Genomic DNA, 17559 nt, shown 5'->3' with positions numbered 1-17559 from the left:
CGGCGTGCCACATCCCGGCGTGCCACGCCCAAGATCGTGTGCTAAGCGAATTTTGTCCGCTTAGCACTTAAAGTCGGCCCATGCCCACGCCCTATGGAACCCGCGGCGGCATGGCGTTCAGCGCGGACGAGCTGCGCGTGCTGCGCCGTGCCCTCGACATCGCACTCCGCCCCCACTGCGTCCCTGCCCGCCCCGGCCCCGAGCGGGACGCGGAGGTGCGCGACTGCCTCCGGCTCACGGAGGCCATGACCGAGGCCGCGAGCGAAGGCGCCCGGCTGCGCGACTTCCTCCTCGCCGACCTCGCCCGCTACCGCGACGCCCTGCCGGGCGCCGCGCCCGGCTACGCGCGGCGGCTCCAGGACGCCCTCGCGGACGGCTACGGGCCCGGCCCCGAGGACCTCGCCGCCCTGCGCTCCCTGTGCGCGGCCCCCTCCGGCGAGGCCGAGGCCGCCCGTCGCAGGGCCCTGCTGCTGCGCTGCGAGCGGCTCGCCGAGCGGGCGGTACGGGCCCGGCTCGCGGCCCGCACGGCGCCCGCCGTGCCGGGTGCCCGGCCGCAGCCCGCGGGCGGCCGCCTGCGCGCGCTGCCCGGCGGTTCGGCCCCGCACGCGGCCGAACCGCAGCCGAGGCCCGGCCCCAAGCCGGGGGAGAGCCCCGCGCCGCCGAACAGGCCCGCGGCGACCCCGCCGCCGGCCGCTCCCCCCTCGGCGCCCAGGCCGTCGCAGCCGGGCCGGCCCATCCCGACGCCCGGCGAGGTGTTCCCGCCGCGCCGCAAGCCCACTCCGCCGACGGTCCTCGCCCTGCCGACGGCCCGCCCCGCCTGACGCCCCCGGACCACTGTCTGACCGACCGGCCGGTACGTATTGCCGGACCCCGTCCCCGTCCGACTCGCCCCGTTCGCCCCGGCCCCACCCGGCCGCTCCGGCGCGCGGGGCGGGCGCGTAATCTGGACGCGTCGCTCAGCATGCGCATGCGCAGACCCCGATCCAGAAGGAGCCGACGGCCATGGATTATGTCGCCGCGTTGGTCCCGCCCGTGGTGATGGCGGTGGCTTTCACCGCGCTGGTTGTGACGATCATCAAGAGCCAGGGCGGTGCGAACAAGGCCAAGGAAGACGCCATTGTCGACGCCGCGCTGGCCCGCGCCGAGTCCGCCCGGCAGGCTTCCAAGGGCACCACGGCCTGAGGCACGGGACGACCGTCCCGCACCGGGGCGTACGCACCGAGACCGAATTCTCGGACCGTGCGCCCTTTTTTAGTCGGGGGATTGCCGCCCCGATAAACCGGCATTCGAGACATCTCCCACTATTATTCGCGTGTGGTTCGACGCCTGGGTGATCTGGAAGACGCCGTGATGACGCGCGTGTGGGAGTGGAACCGACCGGTCACTGTTCGGGAAGTGCTGGAAGACCTTCAGCAGGAACGGTCCATCGCCTACACCACCGTGATGACCGTAATGGACAACCTGTATCAGAAGGGCTGGCTGCGGCGGGAAGCCGAAGGCCGCGCCTATCGATATGAAGCGGTCTCCAACCGGGCCGCCTACTCGGCCGCACTGATGAACGAAGCCTGGTCCCTCAGCGACAACCCCGCCGCCGCTCTCGTCGCCTTCTTCGGCATGATGTCGGCCGAACAACGCGAAGCCCTCCGCGACGCGATCCGGGTCGCCCAACTCGACGGGCCCGACGAGGCTCCCGGGACCCCGGGACGATAGCGTCCGGACATGCCCGCTCTCACTAAAGTCGTCACCGTCCGCAGGGCCCGCACCAGCGATGTACCCGCGCTGCGCCGCCTCCTCAACAGCTACGTGCGCGACCGCATCCTGCTCGACAAAGCCACGGTGACGCTTTACGAGGACATCCAGGAGTTCTGGGTCGCGGAGCGGGACGAGGACGGTACGGTCATCGGGTGCGGCGCGCTCCACGTGATGTGGGAAGACCTCGCGGAGGTACGCACTCTCGCCGTCGACCCGGATGTCCGCGGCGGCGGAGTCGGCCACCTGCTACTGGACAAGCTGCTGCGCACGGCTGGCTGGCTGGGAGTGCGGCGCATTTTCTGCCTCACCTTCGAAGTCGACTTCTTCGCGAAGCACGGCTTCGTCGAGATCGGTGAGACCCCGGTGGACGGTGATGTGTACAGCGAGCTGCTGCGTTCCTATGACGAGGGCGTTGCCGAGTTCCTGGGTCTCGAACGAGTGAAGCCGAACACCCTTGGCAACAGCCGGATGCTTCTGCATCTGTGAAGCGCGGTCTCTATGTCCGAATCGCGCCCCTATCGTGCGGGCCCGGAAGCCATCGTTCCCACGCCGAAGGCGGGCTGAACCTTCCCGGGGGGTTTGTGTTTTTCCGAGAAAGGCGGTTTGCTATTCCTCCGTAATCCCTTTTACGCTGATGAAAGGAATCCCCCGTGGCGCAGAAGGTTCAGGTCCTTCTTGTCGACGACCTCAACGGCGGCGAGGCCGACGAGACCGTGACGTTCGCCCTGGACGGCAAGTCCTACGAGATCGACCTCACCACCGACAACGCGGACAAGCTGCGTGAGGCGCTCGCGGACTACGTCAAGGCGGCCCGTCGTACCGGTGGCCGCACGGCCGGCGCCCGCGGCAAGGCCCGCGCCGGTGCCACCGCCGCCGGCAGCCCGGACACCGCGAAGATTCGCGCCTGGGCCAAGGAGAACGGCTACAACGTCAACGACCGTGGCCGTGTGCCCGCCGAGATCCGTGAGGCGTACGAGAAGGCCAACGCCTGATCGTCCGGATCACCCGGCCCCGCGGGCCGGTCCGGCGGCTGGTCCCTGCGCGCCCGAGCGGCGCGCAGCAGCCGGTTCCGGTGGCACTCCGTGGCCGCCGCGCTCACGAGCCGTACGAGATCGGGGGCGCCGCCGTCGCCCCCGAGGCCGGCCACCGGCAGCGTCGGCTCCACCGCGCCCCCGGGATCGGGGGGCCGCACCCATACGGCCTCCACGGCGTTCCCGGGCCCGTACGGCCCCCTGAGCGCGCGACGGACCCCTGAGGGCTCCGGAGCGACCAGCCGGCCTCCCGGGCCCAGCACGGACAGCTCCAGGGCGATCCCGCCCCATTCCAGCCAGGCGAGCAGCCCCGGCAGCTCGTCGGCGCTGCCGACGGCGGTCAGGAACCACATCCTCCGGGCCCGCCCGTCCAGCGCCACCGGCCCTGTGGCCGGCACCCGGCCGAGCACGGCGAACCCGGCCTCGGCGGGCATTCCCAGCGCGTCGAAGCGGACTCCTGTGATCAGCTCCAGGGGCCGGCCGCCCTCGGCCGGCCAGGTGGGCCAGCCCAGGACGCACTCGTACCACTGGCGCCATCTCCGCCGACTGCGCGGATCCTCGGGTGACGCCGCGTCCGCGGCGGAAACCGCAGGTGGGCCCGCGGGCGGCGGCGCGTGCGGGTCGTCCGGGGGGCGGCACGGGCGCGGGAGGGCTACCGTCATGAACGGTGCAACTGTGGAAAGCCCAAGAGGTTACGCTGGGTGGATAGTTGGGCACGCTCCGTATAAGAGGACAGGGGCGCACAGGCGCTCCGGATGGCGCGAGGGTGTTCGCCCGTAGCGGATGGGAAAGCCCCGCGCCGCATGGAGTGTCAGTCCCCACGGGTAAGACATTCCCCGTGGGAAGAGGCTGTACAACGGGGCCCGGACCGCGTCATCAGGGGTGGCGGCGGGGCCGTGGACGGGCGTGTCGGCCCGGCCGGGCGTTCGCCATGGGCGTAGTGGTGGTGGGCGTATATGCCTGGCCTGCGGGAACATCGTCTCCCACCATCGGGTTGGAGGAGATGTCGGCTGTTCGGCAGCAGGTTTCCCCGCCGGCGCGGGGGTGATCCGGACGGGTGTCGGCAGTTGGAATGAGCTGTCCCGCCCAGCGGGACTAGCATGCGGAAGGACAGGGAGGGGACCGACCCCTAACTGCCTGACCGCTCTGAGGAGCGATTAACGATGTTCGAGAGGTTCACCGACCGTGCGCGGCGGGTTGTCGTCCTGGCTCAGGAAGAAGCCCGGATGCTCAACCACAACTACATCGGCACCGAGCACATCCTCCTGGGCCTGATCCACGAGGGTGAGGGTGTCGCCGCTAAGGCCCTGGAGAGCCTCGGGATTTCGCTCGAGGCGGTCCGCCAGCAGGTGGAGGAGATCATCGGCCAGGGCCAGCAGGCCCCGTCCGGGCACATCCCCTTCACGCCCCGTGCCAAGAAGGTCCTGGAGCTGTCGCTCCGCGAGGCCCTCCAGCTCGGCCACAACTACATCGGCACCGAGCACATCCTGCTCGGCCTGATCCGTGAGGGCGAGGGCGTCGCCGCCCAGGTCCTCGTGAAGCTGGGCGCCGACCTGAACCGGGTGCGGCAGCAGGTCATCCAGCTGCTCTCCGGCTACCAGGGCAAGGAAGCCGCCACCGCCGGCGGCCCGGCCGAGGGCACGCCCTCGACCTCGCTCGTCCTGGACCAGTTCGGCCGCAACCTGACGCAGGCCGCCCGCGAATCCAAGCTCGACCCGGTCATCGGGCGCGAGAAGGAGATCGAGCGGGTCATGCAGGTGCTGTCCCGCCGTACCAAGAACAACCCGGTCCTCATCGGCGAGCCCGGCGTCGGCAAGACCGCCGTCGTCGAGGGCCTGGCCCAGGCCATCGTCAAGGGCGAGGTGCCCGAGACCCTCAAGGACAAGCACCTCTACACCCTCGACCTCGGCGCCCTGGTCGCCGGCTCCCGCTACCGCGGTGACTTCGAAGAGCGCCTGAAGAAGGTCCTCAAGGAGATCCGCACCCGCGGCGACATCATCCTGTTCATCGACGAGCTCCACACGCTGGTCGGTGCGGGTGCCGCCGAGGGCGCCATCGACGCCGCCTCGATCCTCAAGCCCATGCTGGCGCGAGGCGAGCTGCAGACGATCGGCGCCACCACGCTCGACGAGTACCGCAAGCACCTGGAGAAGGACGCCGCCCTCGAGCGCCGCTTCCAGCCCATCCAGGTCGCCGAGCCGTCGCTGCCGCACACCATCGAGATCCTCAAGGGTCTGCGCGACCGCTACGAGGCTCACCACCGCGTCTCCATCACCGACGAGGCGCTGGTCCAGGCCGCCACCCTCGCCGACCGCTACATCTCCGACCGCTTCCTGCCGGACAAGGCGATCGACCTGATCGACGAGGCCGGCTCCCGGATGCGCATCCGCCGGATGACCGCGCCGCCGGACCTCCGCGAGTTCGACGAGAAGATCGCCGACGTGCGCCGGGAGAAGGAGTCCGCGATCGACTCGCAGGACTTCGAGAAGGCCGCCTCCCTCCGCGACAAGGAGAAGCAGCTCCTGGCCGCCAAGGCCAAGCGGGAGAAGGAGTGGAAGGCCGGCGACATGGACGTCGTCGCCGAGGTCGACGGCGAGCTGATCGCCGAGGTCCTCGCCACGGCCACCGGCATCCCGGTCTTCAAGCTGACGGAGGAGGAGTCCTCCCGCCTGCTGCGCATGGAGGACGAGCTGCACAAGCGCGTCATCGGCCAGAAGGACGCCATCAAGGCGCTCTCCCAGGCCATCCGGCGCACCCGTGCGGGCCTGAAGGACCCCAAGCGCCCCGGCGGATCGTTCATCTTCGCCGGCCCGTCCGGCGTGGGTAAGACGGAGCTGTCCAAGACGCTCGCCGAATTCCTCTTCGGCGACGAGGACGCGCTGATCTCCCTCGACATGTCGGAGTTCAGCGAGAAGCACACCGTCTCGCGCCTCTTCGGCTCCCCGCCTGGATACGTCGGCTACGAAGAGGGCGGCCAGCTCACCGAGAAGGTGCGCCGCAAGCCGTTCTCCGTGGTCCTCTTCGACGAGGTCGAGAAGGCCCACCCGGACATCTTCAACTCGCTGCTGCAGATCCTGGAGGACGGTCGCCTGACCGACTCCCAGGGCCGCGTGGTCGACTTCAAGAACACCGTCATCATCATGACGACGAACCTCGGCACCCGGGACATCTCCAAGGGCTTCAACCTGGGCTTCGCCGCCCAGGGCGACGTCAAGACCGGGTACGAGCGGATGAAGGCCAAGGTCAACGAAGAGCTCAAGCAGCACTTCCGGCCCGAGTTCCTCAACCGCGTCGACGACACGGTGGTCTTCCACCAGCTGTCGCAGGAAGACATCATCCAGATCGTCGACCTGATGATCGCCAAGGTGGACGAGCGGCTCAAGGACCGCGACATGGGCATCGAGCTCAGCGGGGACGCGAAGCTGCTGCTGGCGAAGAAGGGCTACGACCCGATCCTGGGCGCCCGCCCGCTGCGCCGCACCATCCAGCGCGAGATCGAGGACATCCTGTCCGAGAAGATCCTCTTCGGCGAGCTCCGTCCGGGCCACATCGTGGTCGTCGGCACGGAGGGCGGAGGCGAGGAGAAGAAGTTCACCTTCCGCGGCGAGGAGAAGTCGGCACTCCCCGACACCCCGCCGGTGGAGTCCGCGACGGGCGGGGCCGGGCCCAACCTGTCGAAGGACGCGTAACGGATAAGTGAGTGGGGTCGGCCCCGGGACCGTGGAAACACGGTTCCGGGGCCGATTTCTTTGGGCTCAGAGGTTGCCGTCCGAGACGGTCAGCTCAAGGTCGCCACGGACCTGCACATCCAGGGCGGTGAGGCAGGTGGCAGAGGTCACCGTGACCTTGCAGGGATCCAGCGCCTGAAGCTCGAGGCGGCAAAGGTCGGGGAAGGCCCGGAAGAACGCCGCGTCAATCGTGCAGTCCTCGTGGAGGAAGACGCTGGCAGATCCGTAATGTTTCAGCGGCGGCACGCTGTCGAGCCCGGCAATAACGCCCACGTCCAAAGCGAGATGTGTATTGAGAGGCTCGAGGCCACCCAGTACGCGAAGTTGCCCAGCCTCTGTGATGTAGAGGGTGAGGTCGTCCAGCCTCATGGTAGCGAGGACTTCTTTTGCGAAAGCTTGGAGCTCCATGCTGGTCCACACTGCGACGACCCTGGCGCGGATCTCGGGGGATTCGTGCTGCCCGTACCTCTTCAGGCAGGGAAACGCCGCACGTCCCTGATGCGCCAGGACAACCATGATCATCGTGGCAATAGGGAGGTCCAGCTTCTCCATATCCGGTAGGTGTGGCAGGACATCGGGCCCCAGCGAGGACAGGTGTATGACTTCGCCCGGATCGAGTGGGGGACCCAGTGCCCTGATCCCCTTCCACACCGCCTCCCGCTGTGCGTCCCCCAGGTAGGTCGCCGCGATCGCGCACCCGGCCGCGAGGCTGCGCAGCCGCCATTGCGACGCACGGTCCGGTGCTGCCGCGTCGCCGGCCGCGATCAGGCCGTCGATGACCCCCCGGACCTCGCTGCGCCCGCAGTGCCCGACGACCAGCCGGATGACGTCCTGCCACTGCTCGTCCGCCGCGTGGCTCAGCAGCTCGTCCAGTGAGTCGCTCTCCTGGAATTCCTTGGCCGCCAGATAGTCCTGGAAGGTGCGGTGGATGAACTGGAGGGAATTCGTCGTGCGCTCCTGCAGCAGGCCGCTGCGGTTGAGCAGGTGCGTGAGGACCTGTTCCGCCGTGCCCTGCTCCCGTACGTGCCGCAGGCCCTTCATGGCCGATTCCAGCTGGCGCACCGCCTGCGTGTGGGAGAGCTCGGCGCGGTTGTTGCGTACCAGCCAGGCCGCGATGTGCTGGAGGAGCTGGCGGCTGTCGTCGACGGTCAGCTCGACGCCTTCGGGGGTGCCCACGCGGCGGTAGGCGTCGCGGTTGCCGAGCAGCATCGACAGGGCGGCCTGGTAGAGCTGCCAGCGGGTGCGGGGGAGCAGGCCGCTGCGGCGGCGGTGCAGGGCGCAGATGACCGCGCACAGCAGCGGGGTGCGGGCGAGGTCGCGAAGGCCGGCGCTGCGCTGGAACTCCGAGCGGAGGTCGCGCTCCAGGGCGGTGAGGCGTTCGCGCTCCTGCCCTGCCCGCAGCTCGTCGGCGAAGACGCGGCATTCGAGCCGCGCGGCCTTGTGCCAGGCGGTGACGAACGCCTGGATGTCGGCGTCGCTCATGGGCAGGAGCTGCAGCTCCTCGAAGCCCTCCGACTCCAGCCAGGCCTGTTCGACGGCCAGCGGGCGCACGGTGACGAGGCAGCGGGTCCCGGGGTACATCCGCAGGAGCTGGGCGAGCCATTGCCGGGCCGGGGCGCGGTCGGCCTGGGGCAGCTCGTCCAGGCCGTCGACCAGCAGGAGCCCGCGGCCCGCCGCCAGGACCCGGCCCGCCCAGCCCGTCGGCGGGTCGTCCACGGGCAGCTGCGCGATGGTCGGGAGCTGGGCGGGCGTGGGGCTGGTGATGCCCTGGGCGGCGAGGCTGCGCATGGGGATCACGAAGGGGATCAGGCCGTCGAGCTCGCTCAGCTTCCTGGGCATGGTGCGGCAGACGGCATGGGAGGCCAGCCACCACACCAGCGTGGTCTTGCCCGCGCCGGCCTCGCCGCGCAGGACCGTTCGGGGGCGCGAGCCGAGGAGATCCTCGATGCGCTGCCGCTCCGGCCGGAGGGACGTCTCCGGACCCGTCTTCCGCGCCTCCAGGCTCAGGTACGCGGTGTCCAGGTCCCAGCTGTTCTCGTTCGTCCCCAGGTCGTCGAGCCCGAAGACCTCCATGCGGCTGTAGCGGGCCTTGACGGCCTTCGCGTACTGCTCCTCGTGGGCGAGGTCCCGGGGGTCGGGGCCGCTGAGCTCCTCGAGGGCCGGGGCGGCCGGCCAGTACTGCTTCAGCACCTCGCTCAGGCCCTCGGCGAGGATGCGGGAAACCGGTACCGCGTCGACGGCCGAGTGTTCCCAGCCCTGCGGGTCCTCGGTGGCGATCCCCAGCAGCACCGGCCCGGCGAAGAGCGGGCCGCCGGACAGGCCCGCCCAGGGGGATCCCTCGGAGTAGGCCCCGGGCGGGTGGTGGTCGCTGTGCAGGACGTATCTGCCGCGCATCCGCCCGGACAGGGGTGTCAGCGTGCCGAGGATCTGTGCGGCCTCCAGCTCGTTGCCCCGGTATCGCTGCACCTGCGGGAAGCCGAGGATCTGGCAGTCGGCCACCGGCTGGTCGGCGGCGAGGGTGCCCCAGCGCAGGGGTGGCAGGCGTTCGGCGGGGACCAGGTCGCGCCGGGCCCGCAGGAGCGCGGCGTCGCAGCGGTCGGGGTGGCCGGCCCACAGGACTTCGCAGCTCACCGTGCCCGCGCCGCCCGGCGCGGCCGCCTCGGCCACCGCACTGCCGCTGAAGTCGAAGATGTGGCAGCTGGTGAGGATGAGATTCGGGGTGAGGAGCACGCCGCTCCCCTGCTGCGCCGCCAGCACCACCACCAGCCGGTCCTCCACCGACCTCACTGCTCAGCCCTCACTGCTCGGCGGTGGAGCCGAATCCCGACAGTCCCGCCGCCCGGTCGTTGCCGACCTTCCAGCCGTCGCCCGTGTGCCGGTCCCTGGGGGTCAGGGTGAAGGCGACCCGGTGGGTGCGGGTCGAGCCGCGCGTGGCCTCCGTGCCCGCGTCGACGACCCAGGCCTTCACGCCGCCCTTGCCCGTGGCGTCCCGGCGGAGCTCCACCGTGAACTCCAGGGCGATCTCGCCGACGTCGAACGCCAGCCGCTCGGCGGCCCCGGCCGCCGCCGCGTCCACCAGGCCGTCGCGGATCGCCCGTACCGCCTCCGCCAGCTCTATGTCCTCGAAATCGTTGCTCACTGCGAGACCCCCCGCACGATGCGTACATGTCTGCCGTCCGGAGCGTACCGCCGATCTTGGGTCTCCGACCGCGGAATGCGGGGTCCGGACCGGCCTCCGCGGTGACATGGCGCACAGGCGATTTCGCCGCTACTACGCCGCATAGCGGAAAAGTCGATCTCGGGAATTGCCCCGAAATTCCGGGGGAGGCGGCGGTCGGCCATTCACGGAATTCATTCTCCGGCTACGGCATCCGCTAGTAGGAGGGGCACTCGACAGCCCCGGGAAGCGCTGGTTACCAAGGTATGGCGATCCCGGCCCGCAGTCGGGACCTGTTTATTGCCTGGAGGTTTATCCGTATGTCGAAGCGCACCGCTTTCCGTAACTCGAGCAAGGCCGTTCTCCGCACCCGTGCCGCTGTCGTGGCCGCCGGTCTGGGAGCCTCGGTCGCGCTGGGTTCCGGGGTCGCGCTCGCAGCCGACACCACCGCTACGGTGAGCGAGTTCCCCGCGTTCGCGTCCGTCGTCGCCCTCGACGACGCGCTGAACACGCAGGCCGCCACCCAGCTGAAGGTGGCGGAGAAGGAGAAGCAGGCCGCCGAGCAGGCCAAGCGGGACGCCGCCAAGCGTGCCGACGAGGCCCGCAAGCAGGCCGAGGAGGCCCGTAAGCAGGCCGAGGCCTCGCGCAAGCGTGCCGACGGCTGGGTCGCCCCCGTCGCCGGCTACCAGATCGGCCAGCCCTTCGGTAAGGCCGGTTCCATGTGGGCCCACAAGCACAGCGGCCAGGACCTCGTCGTCGGCACCGGCACCGCCGTCATGTCCGTCCACGGCGGTACGGTCGTCAAGGCCGGCCCCAACGGCGGCGGCGACGGTCCGGCGTACGGCAACGCCATCGTGATCAAGCACGACAACAACACGTATTCGCAGTACGCCCACCTCTCGCAGGTGAAGGTGTCCGTCGGCCAGACCGTGACCACCGGCCAGGTGATCGGTCTCTCCGGCTCCACCGGCAACTCGTCCGGTCCCCACCTGCACTTCGAGATCCGCACCACCCCGAACTACGGCTCCGGCATCGAGCCCGTCGGCTTCCTGAAGGCCCACGGCGAGAACCTCTGATCCCACCGGACGCCTCCCCGCGGGCAACGCCCGCACAGCGTCACGAGCCGGCGCACCGCCTCACCCGCGGTGCGCCGGCTTCGTCGTGCGCGCCCCACGCCGCGGCCGGTACGCACCCGGCCGACAGGCCCCCGGCCGGGGCTACGTCCGGGCGCGGTAGGCCCGCATCGCCACCGGTATGAACACCGCCGCGATGCCCGCCGCCCATGCCAGCGTCCACAGCACCGAGCGGCCCGTCGCGTCGCCGAGCAGCAGCCCCCTGAAGGCGTCCGACAGGTGGGTGACGGGATTGACGTGCACCCAGGCCTGCAGCCAGCCCGGCATGGTCTCCACCCGCACGAAGGCGCTGCTGGTGAATGTGATCGGGAAGATCAGCACGAACGCGAAGACCTGCACCTTCTCGGCGTCGCCCGCCAGCATGCCGATCAGCACCGCGATCCAGGACACGGCGGCGGCGAAGATCAACAGCATCAGCGTGGCGCCCAGGAAGCCGCCCGGCCCGCCGGTGATCCGGAAGCCCAGGGCGACGCCCAGGGCGATCATCAGCAGCATCGCCCACAGCTGTTTGACGAGGTCGGCGGCGATCCGGCCGAACAGCGGCGCGGATCTGGCGATCGGCAGGCTCCGCAGCCGGTCGAAGACGCCCTTGGTCAGGTCGGTGTTCAGCGACATCGCGGTGTACGTGGTCATGAACAGCGTGTTCTGGACGATCACCCCGGCGAGCGCGTACCGCAGATACTCCTCGGGCGAGCCCGCCATCTGCCCGCCGAACACGTAGGTGAACAGGAACACGAACATGATCGGCGTGATGCTGTAGTCCACCAGCTCCAGGGGGTTGTGCTTGATGGACACCAGGCTCCGCCAGGCCAGCGTGGCGGTCTGCCGCAGCGCGTCCAGGGGACGCACGCGGCCGCTCCCGCGCAGCCGGGGCGAGACGGCGGGGGCGGTGGCGGTCATGACGGCCCCCCGCCGTCCGGACCGCGCCCGCCTGGGCCCGGCCCGCCCGGATCCTGCCCGTCCGGGTCCCCGCCGGGCCCCGTGCGGTGCCCGGTCAGGGCCAGGAACACCTCGTCCAGGGAGGAGCGGCGCAGGCTCAGCTCGCCGACCGCGATCGACGCCTGGTCCAGCCGTCGCACGACCGAGGGCATCAGGGCCGGGTCGTTGACGGGGGCGGTGATCCCGTCGCCCTCGATCCGGGCCTGGGGGCCCGCCGCCTCCGTGATCAGGGCGTGGGCCGTGGCCAGATCGGCCCGGTGCACCGGTCTGAGCTGCAGCACCTGCCCGCCGGCCTGCGACTTCAGCTGGTCCGGGGTGCCTTCGGCGATCACCTTGCCCCGGTCGATCACGACGATGTCGTCGGCGAGCTGATCGGCCTCGTTCAGATACTGCGTGGTGAGCAGCGCGGTGACCCCCTCGGCGACCAGGCCGCGCAGCATGTCCCACAGCTCGCCCCGGCTGTGCGGGTCGAGGCCGGTGGTCGGCTCGTCGAGGAAGAGGACGCGCGGCCGGCCGACGAGGCTGGCCGCGAGGTCGAGGCGGCGGCGCATGCCGCCGGAGTACGTCTTGGCGGCCCGCCCGGCCGCGTCGTCGAGGTGGAAGCGCTCCAGCAGCTCCCTGGCGCGGGCCCGGGCGTCGGCCCTGGCCATGCCCAGCAGGCGGCCGATGAGCAGCAGGTTCTCGGAGCCGGTCAGCTGTTCGTCGACGGCCGCGTACTGGCCGGTGAGCCCGATCATGGCGCGCACCCGGCCCGGCTCGCGCACGACGTCGTGGCCGGCGACCTCGGCCCGGCCGGCGTCGGGGCGCAGGAGGGTGGCGAAGACCCGTACGGCGGTGGTCTTGCCGGCGCCGTTGGGCCCGAGGAGGCCGAGGACGGTGCCGGGGCGCGCGGCCAGGTCGACCCCGGCCAGCGCCGGGGTCTCCTTGAACCGCTTCACCAGTGCTTCGGCCCGGATCGCGTACGTCGTGCCGGTCGTCATGGCAGTCCCCCTTGGAGCGACTCCCTCAACTGTGACCCATGCCACTGACACCGCGCGCGGTGGTGGACGACCGGAGCTTCCCGCCCCGGTTCCTAGTCCGGCACCTGAATGATCGGGAAGCTGCCCGTGCTCGTGGGGGACGACTCCGGGAGCCAGAGCACCGCGATCGCGCCGCCGCCCCCCTCCGCCTCCGGGTCGGCGTTGCGGAAGGTCAGGCGGGCGCCCAGGACGCGGGCCTGCCCGGCGGCGATGGTCAGGCCCAGGCCGTGGCCCTTGCCGGCCCGGTCCTTGCTGCCCGTACGGAAGCGGCTCGGCCCCTCCTTCAGCAGCTCCTCGGGGAAGCCGGGGCCGTGGTCGCGCACGCGCAGCACCCGGCCCTCGACCGAGACCTCGACCGGGCCCTTGCCGTGCTTGGCGGCGTTGGCCAGCAGGTTGCCCAGGATCCGCTCCAGGCGGCGCGGGTCGGTGGAGACGTAGGCGTTGCGCACGACCGTGACCTCGGCGTCGGGGGCCACGGACCGCACCCGGCGCAGCACGAACTCGCCGAGCTCGATGTCCTGCATCTCGGCGCGCTCGGCGAAGCCGTCCAGCCGGGCGACCTCGAGCACGTCCTCGACGAGCGTGCGCATGGCCTGCGCCCGGTCCCGTACGAGCTCGGTGGGCCGGCCCGGCGGCAGCAGCTCGGCGGCCGTGAGCAGGCCGGTCACGGGGGTGCGCAGCTCGTGGGCGATGTCGGCGGTGACGCGCCGCTCGGCCTCCAGCCGGTCGCGCAGCGCCTCGGCCATGCCGTCGACGGCCCGGGCGAGGTCGTCGGTCTCGTCGCGCACCCGGCCGCCGATGGCGTCGCGCACCCGGACGTCCGGGTCGTCGCCGTCGGCGAGCTTGCGGGCGGCGGTGGCGGCCTTGCGCAGGCGGCTGGAGAGCTGCCCGCCGACGAGGATGCCGAGCGCGCAGCCGCCCAGGACGACGGAGACCGAGCCGATGATCAGCGCCCGGTCGAGGTCGTTGAGGATGTCGTAGCGGTCCTTGAAGCGGGTGTGGATCGACAGGATCCGGCCGTTGCGCAGGGGCGTGGAGGCCCACACCTCGGGGGCCCCGCTGCCGTTGTCCTGCAGGTAGGTGGCGCGCAGGCCCACGTCGGCGGCGTCGCGCAGCGGCTTGGGCAGCGCGGGGTCGTCCACCTTGGCGCGCAGCATCAGCTTGCCGCCGGTGGATTCGTAGTACCGCTGGGCGATCTGTACCCGGTCGTCCATCTGGTCGCGGCTGCTGTTGAGCATGGAGACGCGCGCCGCGTTGTGGACGACGAGGCTGAGCGCGACGGCGACCAGCGCGCCGACGCCCGCGATGGCCAGACTGACCTTCCAGCGCAGACCGCTGCGGAGGGCGAGCTTCACCACGAGGGGTTCACCGGACTACCCACGTCGGGCTCAGCCTCTGAGCTTGTAGCCGAAGCCACGGACCGTCTCGATCCGGTCCTGGCCGATCTTTCCGCGCAGGCGCTGCACATGGACGTCCACCACGCGGGTGTCGCCGCCCCAGCCGTAGTCCCAGACCCGCTCCAGGAGCCGGTCGCGGGAGAGGACGGTGCCCGGCGCGGACGAGAACTCCAGCAGCAGCCGCATCTCGGTGGGGGTCAGGGCGACGGGCGTGCCGGCCTTGCGGACCTCCATGCCCTCGGTGTCGACCTCCAGGTCGCCGAAGCGCAGCACTCCGCCCTCGAGGGTCTCGTTCGAGGACTCCGCCCCGCCGTTGCCGGCGGCACCGCTGGCGTGCCCGAAGCGGCGCAGGACGGCGCGTATCCGGGCGACGAGCACGGCGCCGTCGAAGGGCTTGGTCACGTAGTCGTCGGCGCCGGCCTCGAGGCCGAGGACGACGTCGATGGAGTCGGCGCGCGCCGAGAGCATGATCACGGGAACGGTCGACTCGTCACGGATCCGGCGGCACAGGCTGACCCCGTCCAGTCCCGGAACCATCACGTCCAGCAGCGCGATGTCGGGTCGCCGGGCGCGGAAGCTCTCCAGCCCCGACAGCCCGTCCGGCACCGCGGTGACGACGAAGCCGTCGCGCTCCAGGGCGAGCTGCGTAGCCTCGCGGATGACGTCGTCGTCCTCGACGAAGAGCACATGCGTATCGGCCACGCTGCTCTCAGCCCTCCGTTCCTTCGCTCGGCACCTTGCCGGTGTTGCCGACCTTGCCGAAGTCGGTGTGGGTGCGGCCGGTCTCGCGGAAGACGTTGTCCGACCAGTGATAGGTCAGCACGTCCTCGCCCGAGGCGCAGCACACGGCGTCGCCCGGCCCGTACACCTGCTTGGTGATCGTGAGATCACGCCGGTCGATGTCGGCGTACACGGGCGCCTGCTCGGCCACGAACACATTCTCGTACGTGTTGCCCTTGGCACGGTACACATAGGAACCGACACCGATGGAATCGCCGCACGTCAGGACGTTCACCACGACGTCGGGGCGGGAGCCGCCGGTCAGCTGCCCGTAGATCACGTCGACGGGGTACTGGTCCTTCACACACGGCTTGAGGTTCTTCTTGACCTGCTCGCCGACCTTGGGGTCGGCCTTGATCAGCTTGACGGCGTCGACCTTGTCCTGGGGCGAGGCGGCCGACGCGGACGCCGAGGGCGTCCGGGGGGAGGCGGCCTTGGCCGCCGGCTGGGTCTGCGCGGGCCCCTCCTTGCGCACACCGTCACTGCTCGTACCGCATCCGGCCAGCAGAAGGCCGGCGGTGGCGGCCATCGCGGTGACCGCACCACCGGTGATCAGTGCCGGCGTGGCCCTGCGGCCCCTGCCGGGGCGGGAGCCCGCCGACCTGCTCAGGCCGCGCACCGTTCGCGCCCCCGATCGTTGCGCTCCAGGGCGTGGAAGTCCAGGTCGCGGCTCTCCAGCTCCTGACGGAGCCGGGCCAGCGCACGGTGCAGCGTGCTCTTGACCGTGCCGGTCGACATGCCGAGCGCCTCCGCGGTCTCCTCGGTGCTCATCTGCTCCCAGTGTCGCAGGACGACGACGCTGCGCTGCTTCGGCGCCAGGACGCCGAGGATGTCCATCAGCAGGGCACGGTCGGCGTGCTGCTCGGTGCCGTCCTCGACGCTGGCGTCGGGGAGCTGCTCGGTGGGCACCTCGTCGAGCTTGCGGGCGCGCCACCACTCCGTACGAGTGTTGATCATGACACGGCGCAGGTAGGCGTCGGCGAGCGACTTGTCCGCTATGCCTTCCCAGCGGCCGTAGGTGCGGACGAGTGCGGTCTGGAGCAGGTCCTGGGCGTCGATGGGGTCCGGGACGAGCCGCCGGGCGCTGCGCAGAAGGGCGTCCTGACGGTTGCGCACGTACTCTTCGAAGTCCAGAACCTTGCCGCTGCTGGCCATACTCGCAGCCTCCATTCCCGCTTTGCGTTCCCCGCGACGCTGGCAGTCGTCCAGCACGGGTAGGACGCTACGGACGGGCTGTTGCGGCGCGATGTGCGGGAGCCCTTCGGCTGGTGCACAGCTGTCCATAGGTTGTGTAACAGCTGTGAGCGCGGCGTGGGGAAAGGGCGGCTCTGTCCGATTCGGACGGGGCTGTGACGAGGGCTTTGTGACGGGAGTGGCGGCCCGTGTGACGTGAGTGGCCGCTGGGGCTACACGGGTGGAGTCCGACGCTCCGCGGACGGCGGCCGGGACTCCGCGGAGCGCGGTCGGTACTCCGCGGAGCGCGGCCGGTGCGACCCGGGCGGCCGCCGGCGCGACCCGGGCGGCCGCCGGTCTCACGTCAGGGGCAGCCGGTACATCCCGCCGGGGAGCGGCTCGACCAGGCCGTCCGCCACGAGCCCGTCCAGCGCCCGGGCCCGCTGCACCGGCTCGTGCCACACCGCGTCCAGCGCCGCCTGCGGAACGGGCGCCACCGCCTCCCGCAGCACGGCCAGCAGCTTGCCGCGCACCTGCCGGTCGGTGCCCGCGTAGGTCTGGCCCCGGCGCGGCGGCCCGTCGTGGGCGGGAGAGCCCGCGGCCAGCCAGGCGCACCGGTCCGCGATCGGGCAGCGGCCGCAGGAGGGCGTACGGGCCGTGCAGACCAGCGCTCCCAGCTCCATCGTCGCCGCGGCCCAGCTGGCGGCCACCGGCTCGTCGTCCGGCAGCAGCGCCCGGGCCAGCCGGCGCTCGGCGGCGGTGGTGGCGTTCGGCGGGTACTGGGCGCCGGTCACGGCGCGGGCGAAGACCCGGCGGACGTTGGTGTCGAGCACCGCGTGCCGCTGTCCGTACGCGAAGGACGCCACGGCCGCCGCCGTGTACTCCCCGACGCCCGGCAGGGCCAGCAGCTTGGCGTGGTCCCTCGGCACCTCGCCGCCGTGCCGCTCGGTGATGGCCGAGGCGGCGGCGTGCAGCCGCAGCGCGCGGCGCGGGTAGCCGAGCCGGCCCCAGGCGCGGACCGCCTCGCCGGGCGCCTCGGCCGCCAGGTCGGCGGGGCGCGGCCAGCGGGCCAGCCACTGCTCGTACATCGGCAGCACCCGGTTGACGGGGGTCTGCTGCAGCATGAACTCGCTGACCATCACCCCCCACGGACCGGCCTCGGGACGGCGCCAGGGCAGGTCCCGGGCGTGCGCGCGGAACCAGTCGATGACGGGGGCGTGCAGGAGGGTGGACGTCTGGGGCGTGGTGGCCGGCGGGGCGGGGGTGGCAGGCATCAGAGTCATGACACTTCGATCCTGGCATGCCCGCGCGGAGCGGCGAAACGCGCCGGGCCCGGCTCGGCCATACGCCCGTGCCCACCACGCCTCGATCGGGTGACCGGATCCGCCAACCGTGGGCGGAGGACCGGCGGACGGCCGGCCGGCGTTCGGCGCGGGGCCGGTGGACGGCC

17 protein-coding genes are annotated in these 17559 nt (G+C 71.4%); 7 read left to right on the top strand and 10 right to left on the bottom strand.

What is annotated here, in order from left to right:
* Positions 1 to 80 precede the first annotated feature (80 nt).
* The 5 genes from IE295_RS31370 (at position 81) to IE295_RS31350 (ending at position 2744) form a co-directional block, all read left to right on the top strand.
* Entirely contained in the window at positions 81 to 821 is a 741-nt protein-coding gene (locus IE295_RS31370; protein WP_190067190.1) for a hypothetical protein, read from the top strand.
* Positions 822 to 1002: 181 nt separating this feature from the next.
* Positions 1003 to 1182, top strand: a complete 180-nt coding sequence (locus IE295_RS31365) for a hypothetical protein (RefSeq protein WP_190067189.1) — start codon at positions 1003 to 1005, stop codon at positions 1180 to 1182.
* A 132-nt stretch (positions 1183 to 1314) separates the two neighbouring features.
* Positions 1315 to 1710, top strand: a complete 396-nt coding sequence (locus IE295_RS31360; RefSeq protein ID WP_190067188.1) for a BlaI/MecI/CopY family transcriptional regulator — start codon at positions 1315 to 1317, stop codon at positions 1708 to 1710.
* Between the two features lie 9 nt (positions 1711 to 1719).
* Positions 1720 to 2238: an amino-acid N-acetyltransferase gene (locus IE295_RS31355; RefSeq protein WP_086572806.1), complete on the top strand. Its 519-nt coding sequence runs from the start codon at positions 1720 to 1722 to the stop codon at positions 2236 to 2238.
* A gap of 164 nt (positions 2239 to 2402) precedes the next feature.
* A complete protein-coding gene (locus IE295_RS31350; protein ID WP_190067187.1) occupies positions 2403 to 2744 on the top strand; it encodes a histone-like nucleoid-structuring protein Lsr2 in 342 nt (113 codons plus the stop codon).
* On the opposite strand, the gene IE295_RS31345 is transcribed toward IE295_RS31350, so the two are convergent.
* A complete protein-coding gene (locus IE295_RS31345) occupies positions 2675 to 3445 on the bottom strand; it encodes an SCO3374 family protein (RefSeq protein WP_190067186.1) in 771 nt (256 codons plus the stop codon). The two genes, IE295_RS31350 and IE295_RS31345, sit on opposite strands and share 70 nt — an antisense overlap.
* Positions 3446 to 3946: 501 nt before the next feature.
* Here IE295_RS31345 and IE295_RS31340 point away from each other — a divergent pair.
* On the top strand, positions 3947 to 6472 hold the full coding sequence (locus IE295_RS31340; RefSeq protein WP_190067185.1) for an ATP-dependent Clp protease ATP-binding subunit: 2526 nt from the start codon (positions 3947 to 3949) through the stop codon (positions 6470 to 6472).
* 66 nt (positions 6473 to 6538) lie between these two features.
* Here the strand turns inward: IE295_RS31340 and IE295_RS31335 are convergent, their stop codons facing one another.
* A complete protein-coding gene (locus IE295_RS31335; RefSeq protein ID WP_190067184.1) occupies positions 6539 to 9298 on the bottom strand; it encodes a serine protease in 2760 nt (919 codons plus the stop codon).
* Positions 9299 to 9308: 10 nt separating this feature from the next.
* Positions 9309 to 9650, bottom strand: a complete 342-nt coding sequence (locus tag IE295_RS31330) for a trypco2 family protein (RefSeq protein WP_190067183.1) — start codon at positions 9648 to 9650, stop codon at positions 9309 to 9311.
* A 338-nt stretch (positions 9651 to 9988) separates the two neighbouring features.
* Here IE295_RS31330 and IE295_RS31325 point away from each other — a divergent pair, with 338 nt between their 5' ends.
* Positions 9989 to 10744 carry a M23 family metallopeptidase gene (locus IE295_RS31325; RefSeq protein WP_190067182.1) on the top strand — a complete coding sequence of 252 codons (756 nt, stop codon included), beginning with the start codon at positions 9989 to 9991 and terminating at the stop codon, positions 10742 to 10744.
* A gap of 141 nt (positions 10745 to 10885) precedes the next feature.
* Here the strand turns inward: IE295_RS31325 and IE295_RS31320 are convergent, their stop codons facing one another.
* The 7 genes from IE295_RS31320 to IE295_RS31290 form a co-directional block, all read right to left on the bottom strand.
* On the bottom strand, positions 10886 to 11701 hold the full coding sequence (locus IE295_RS31320) for an ABC transporter permease (protein WP_190067181.1): 816 nt from the start codon (positions 11699 to 11701) through the stop codon (positions 10886 to 10888).
* On the bottom strand, positions 11698 to 12720 hold the full coding sequence (locus tag IE295_RS31315; RefSeq protein ID WP_190067180.1) for an ATP-binding cassette domain-containing protein: 1023 nt from the start codon (positions 12718 to 12720) through the stop codon (positions 11698 to 11700). Before IE295_RS31315 ends, IE295_RS31320 begins: the two co-directional genes overlap by 4 nt.
* A 92-nt stretch (positions 12721 to 12812) precedes the next feature.
* Complete coding sequence (cseC, locus tag IE295_RS31310) at positions 12813 to 14117, bottom strand: two-component system sensor histidine kinase CseC (RefSeq protein ID WP_190067179.1); 1305 nt, start codon at positions 14115 to 14117, stop codon at positions 12813 to 12815.
* 30 nt (positions 14118 to 14147) lie between these two features.
* Positions 14148 to 14858 carry a two-component system response regulator CseB gene (cseB, locus tag IE295_RS31305; protein WP_190067178.1) on the bottom strand — a complete coding sequence of 237 codons (711 nt, stop codon included), beginning with the start codon at positions 14856 to 14858 and terminating at the stop codon, positions 14148 to 14150.
* A gap of 7 nt (positions 14859 to 14865) precedes the next feature.
* Complete coding sequence (locus tag IE295_RS31300) at positions 14866 to 15555, bottom strand: hypothetical protein (protein ID WP_190067177.1); 690 nt, start codon at positions 15553 to 15555, stop codon at positions 14866 to 14868.
* Positions 15543 to 16091 carry a SigE family RNA polymerase sigma factor gene (locus tag IE295_RS31295; protein ID WP_190067176.1) on the bottom strand — a complete coding sequence of 183 codons (549 nt, stop codon included), beginning with the start codon at positions 16089 to 16091 and terminating at the stop codon, positions 15543 to 15545. Before IE295_RS31295 ends, IE295_RS31300 begins: the two co-directional genes overlap by 13 nt.
* A gap of 377 nt (positions 16092 to 16468) precedes the next feature.
* Positions 16469 to 17383 (bottom strand): iron-sulfur binding domain-containing protein, encoded by a 915-nt coding sequence (locus IE295_RS31290; protein WP_372479868.1) that lies wholly within the window; start codon positions 17381 to 17383, stop codon positions 16469 to 16471.
* Positions 17384 to 17559 lie beyond the last annotated feature (176 nt).

The sequence above is a fragment of the Streptomyces griseocarneus genome (assembly GCF_014655595.1).
Classification (GTDB): domain Bacteria; phylum Actinomycetota; class Actinomycetes; order Streptomycetales; family Streptomycetaceae; genus Streptomyces; species Streptomyces griseocarneus.
Note: the sequence above shows the minus strand (reverse complement) of the source record. Positions and strands in the feature narration are given on the sequence as shown.

Coding starts and splice junctions, on each gene's coding strand:
- IE295_RS31370 (WP_190067190.1), top strand. CDS start 81: ATGCCCACGCCCTATGGAACCCGCGGCGGCATGGCGTTCAGCGCGGAC.
- IE295_RS31365 (WP_190067189.1), top strand. CDS start 1,003: ATGGATTATGTCGCCGCGTTGGTCCCGCCCGTGGTGATGGCGGTGGCT.
- IE295_RS31355 (WP_086572806.1), top strand. CDS start 1,720: ATGCCCGCTCTCACTAAAGTCGTCACCGTCCGCAGGGCCCGCACCAGC.
- IE295_RS31345 (WP_190067186.1), bottom strand. CDS start 3,445: ATGACGGTAGCCCTCCCGCGCCCGTGCCGCCCCCCGGACGACCCGCAC.
- IE295_RS31340 (WP_190067185.1), top strand. CDS start 3,947: ATGTTCGAGAGGTTCACCGACCGTGCGCGGCGGGTTGTCGTCCTGGCT.
- IE295_RS31325 (WP_190067182.1), top strand. CDS start 9,989: ATGTCGAAGCGCACCGCTTTCCGTAACTCGAGCAAGGCCGTTCTCCGC.
- IE295_RS31320 (WP_190067181.1), bottom strand. CDS start 11,701: ATGACCGCCACCGCCCCCGCCGTCTCGCCCCGGCTGCGCGGGAGCGGC.
- IE295_RS31315 (WP_190067180.1), bottom strand. CDS start 12,720: ATGACGACCGGCACGACGTACGCGATCCGGGCCGAAGCACTGGTGAAG.
- IE295_RS31295 (WP_190067176.1), bottom strand. CDS start 16,091: ATGGCCAGCAGCGGCAAGGTTCTGGACTTCGAAGAGTACGTGCGCAAC.
- IE295_RS31290 (WP_372479868.1), bottom strand. CDS start 17,383: ATGCCTGCCACCCCCGCCCCGCCGGCCACCACGCCCCAGACGTCCACC.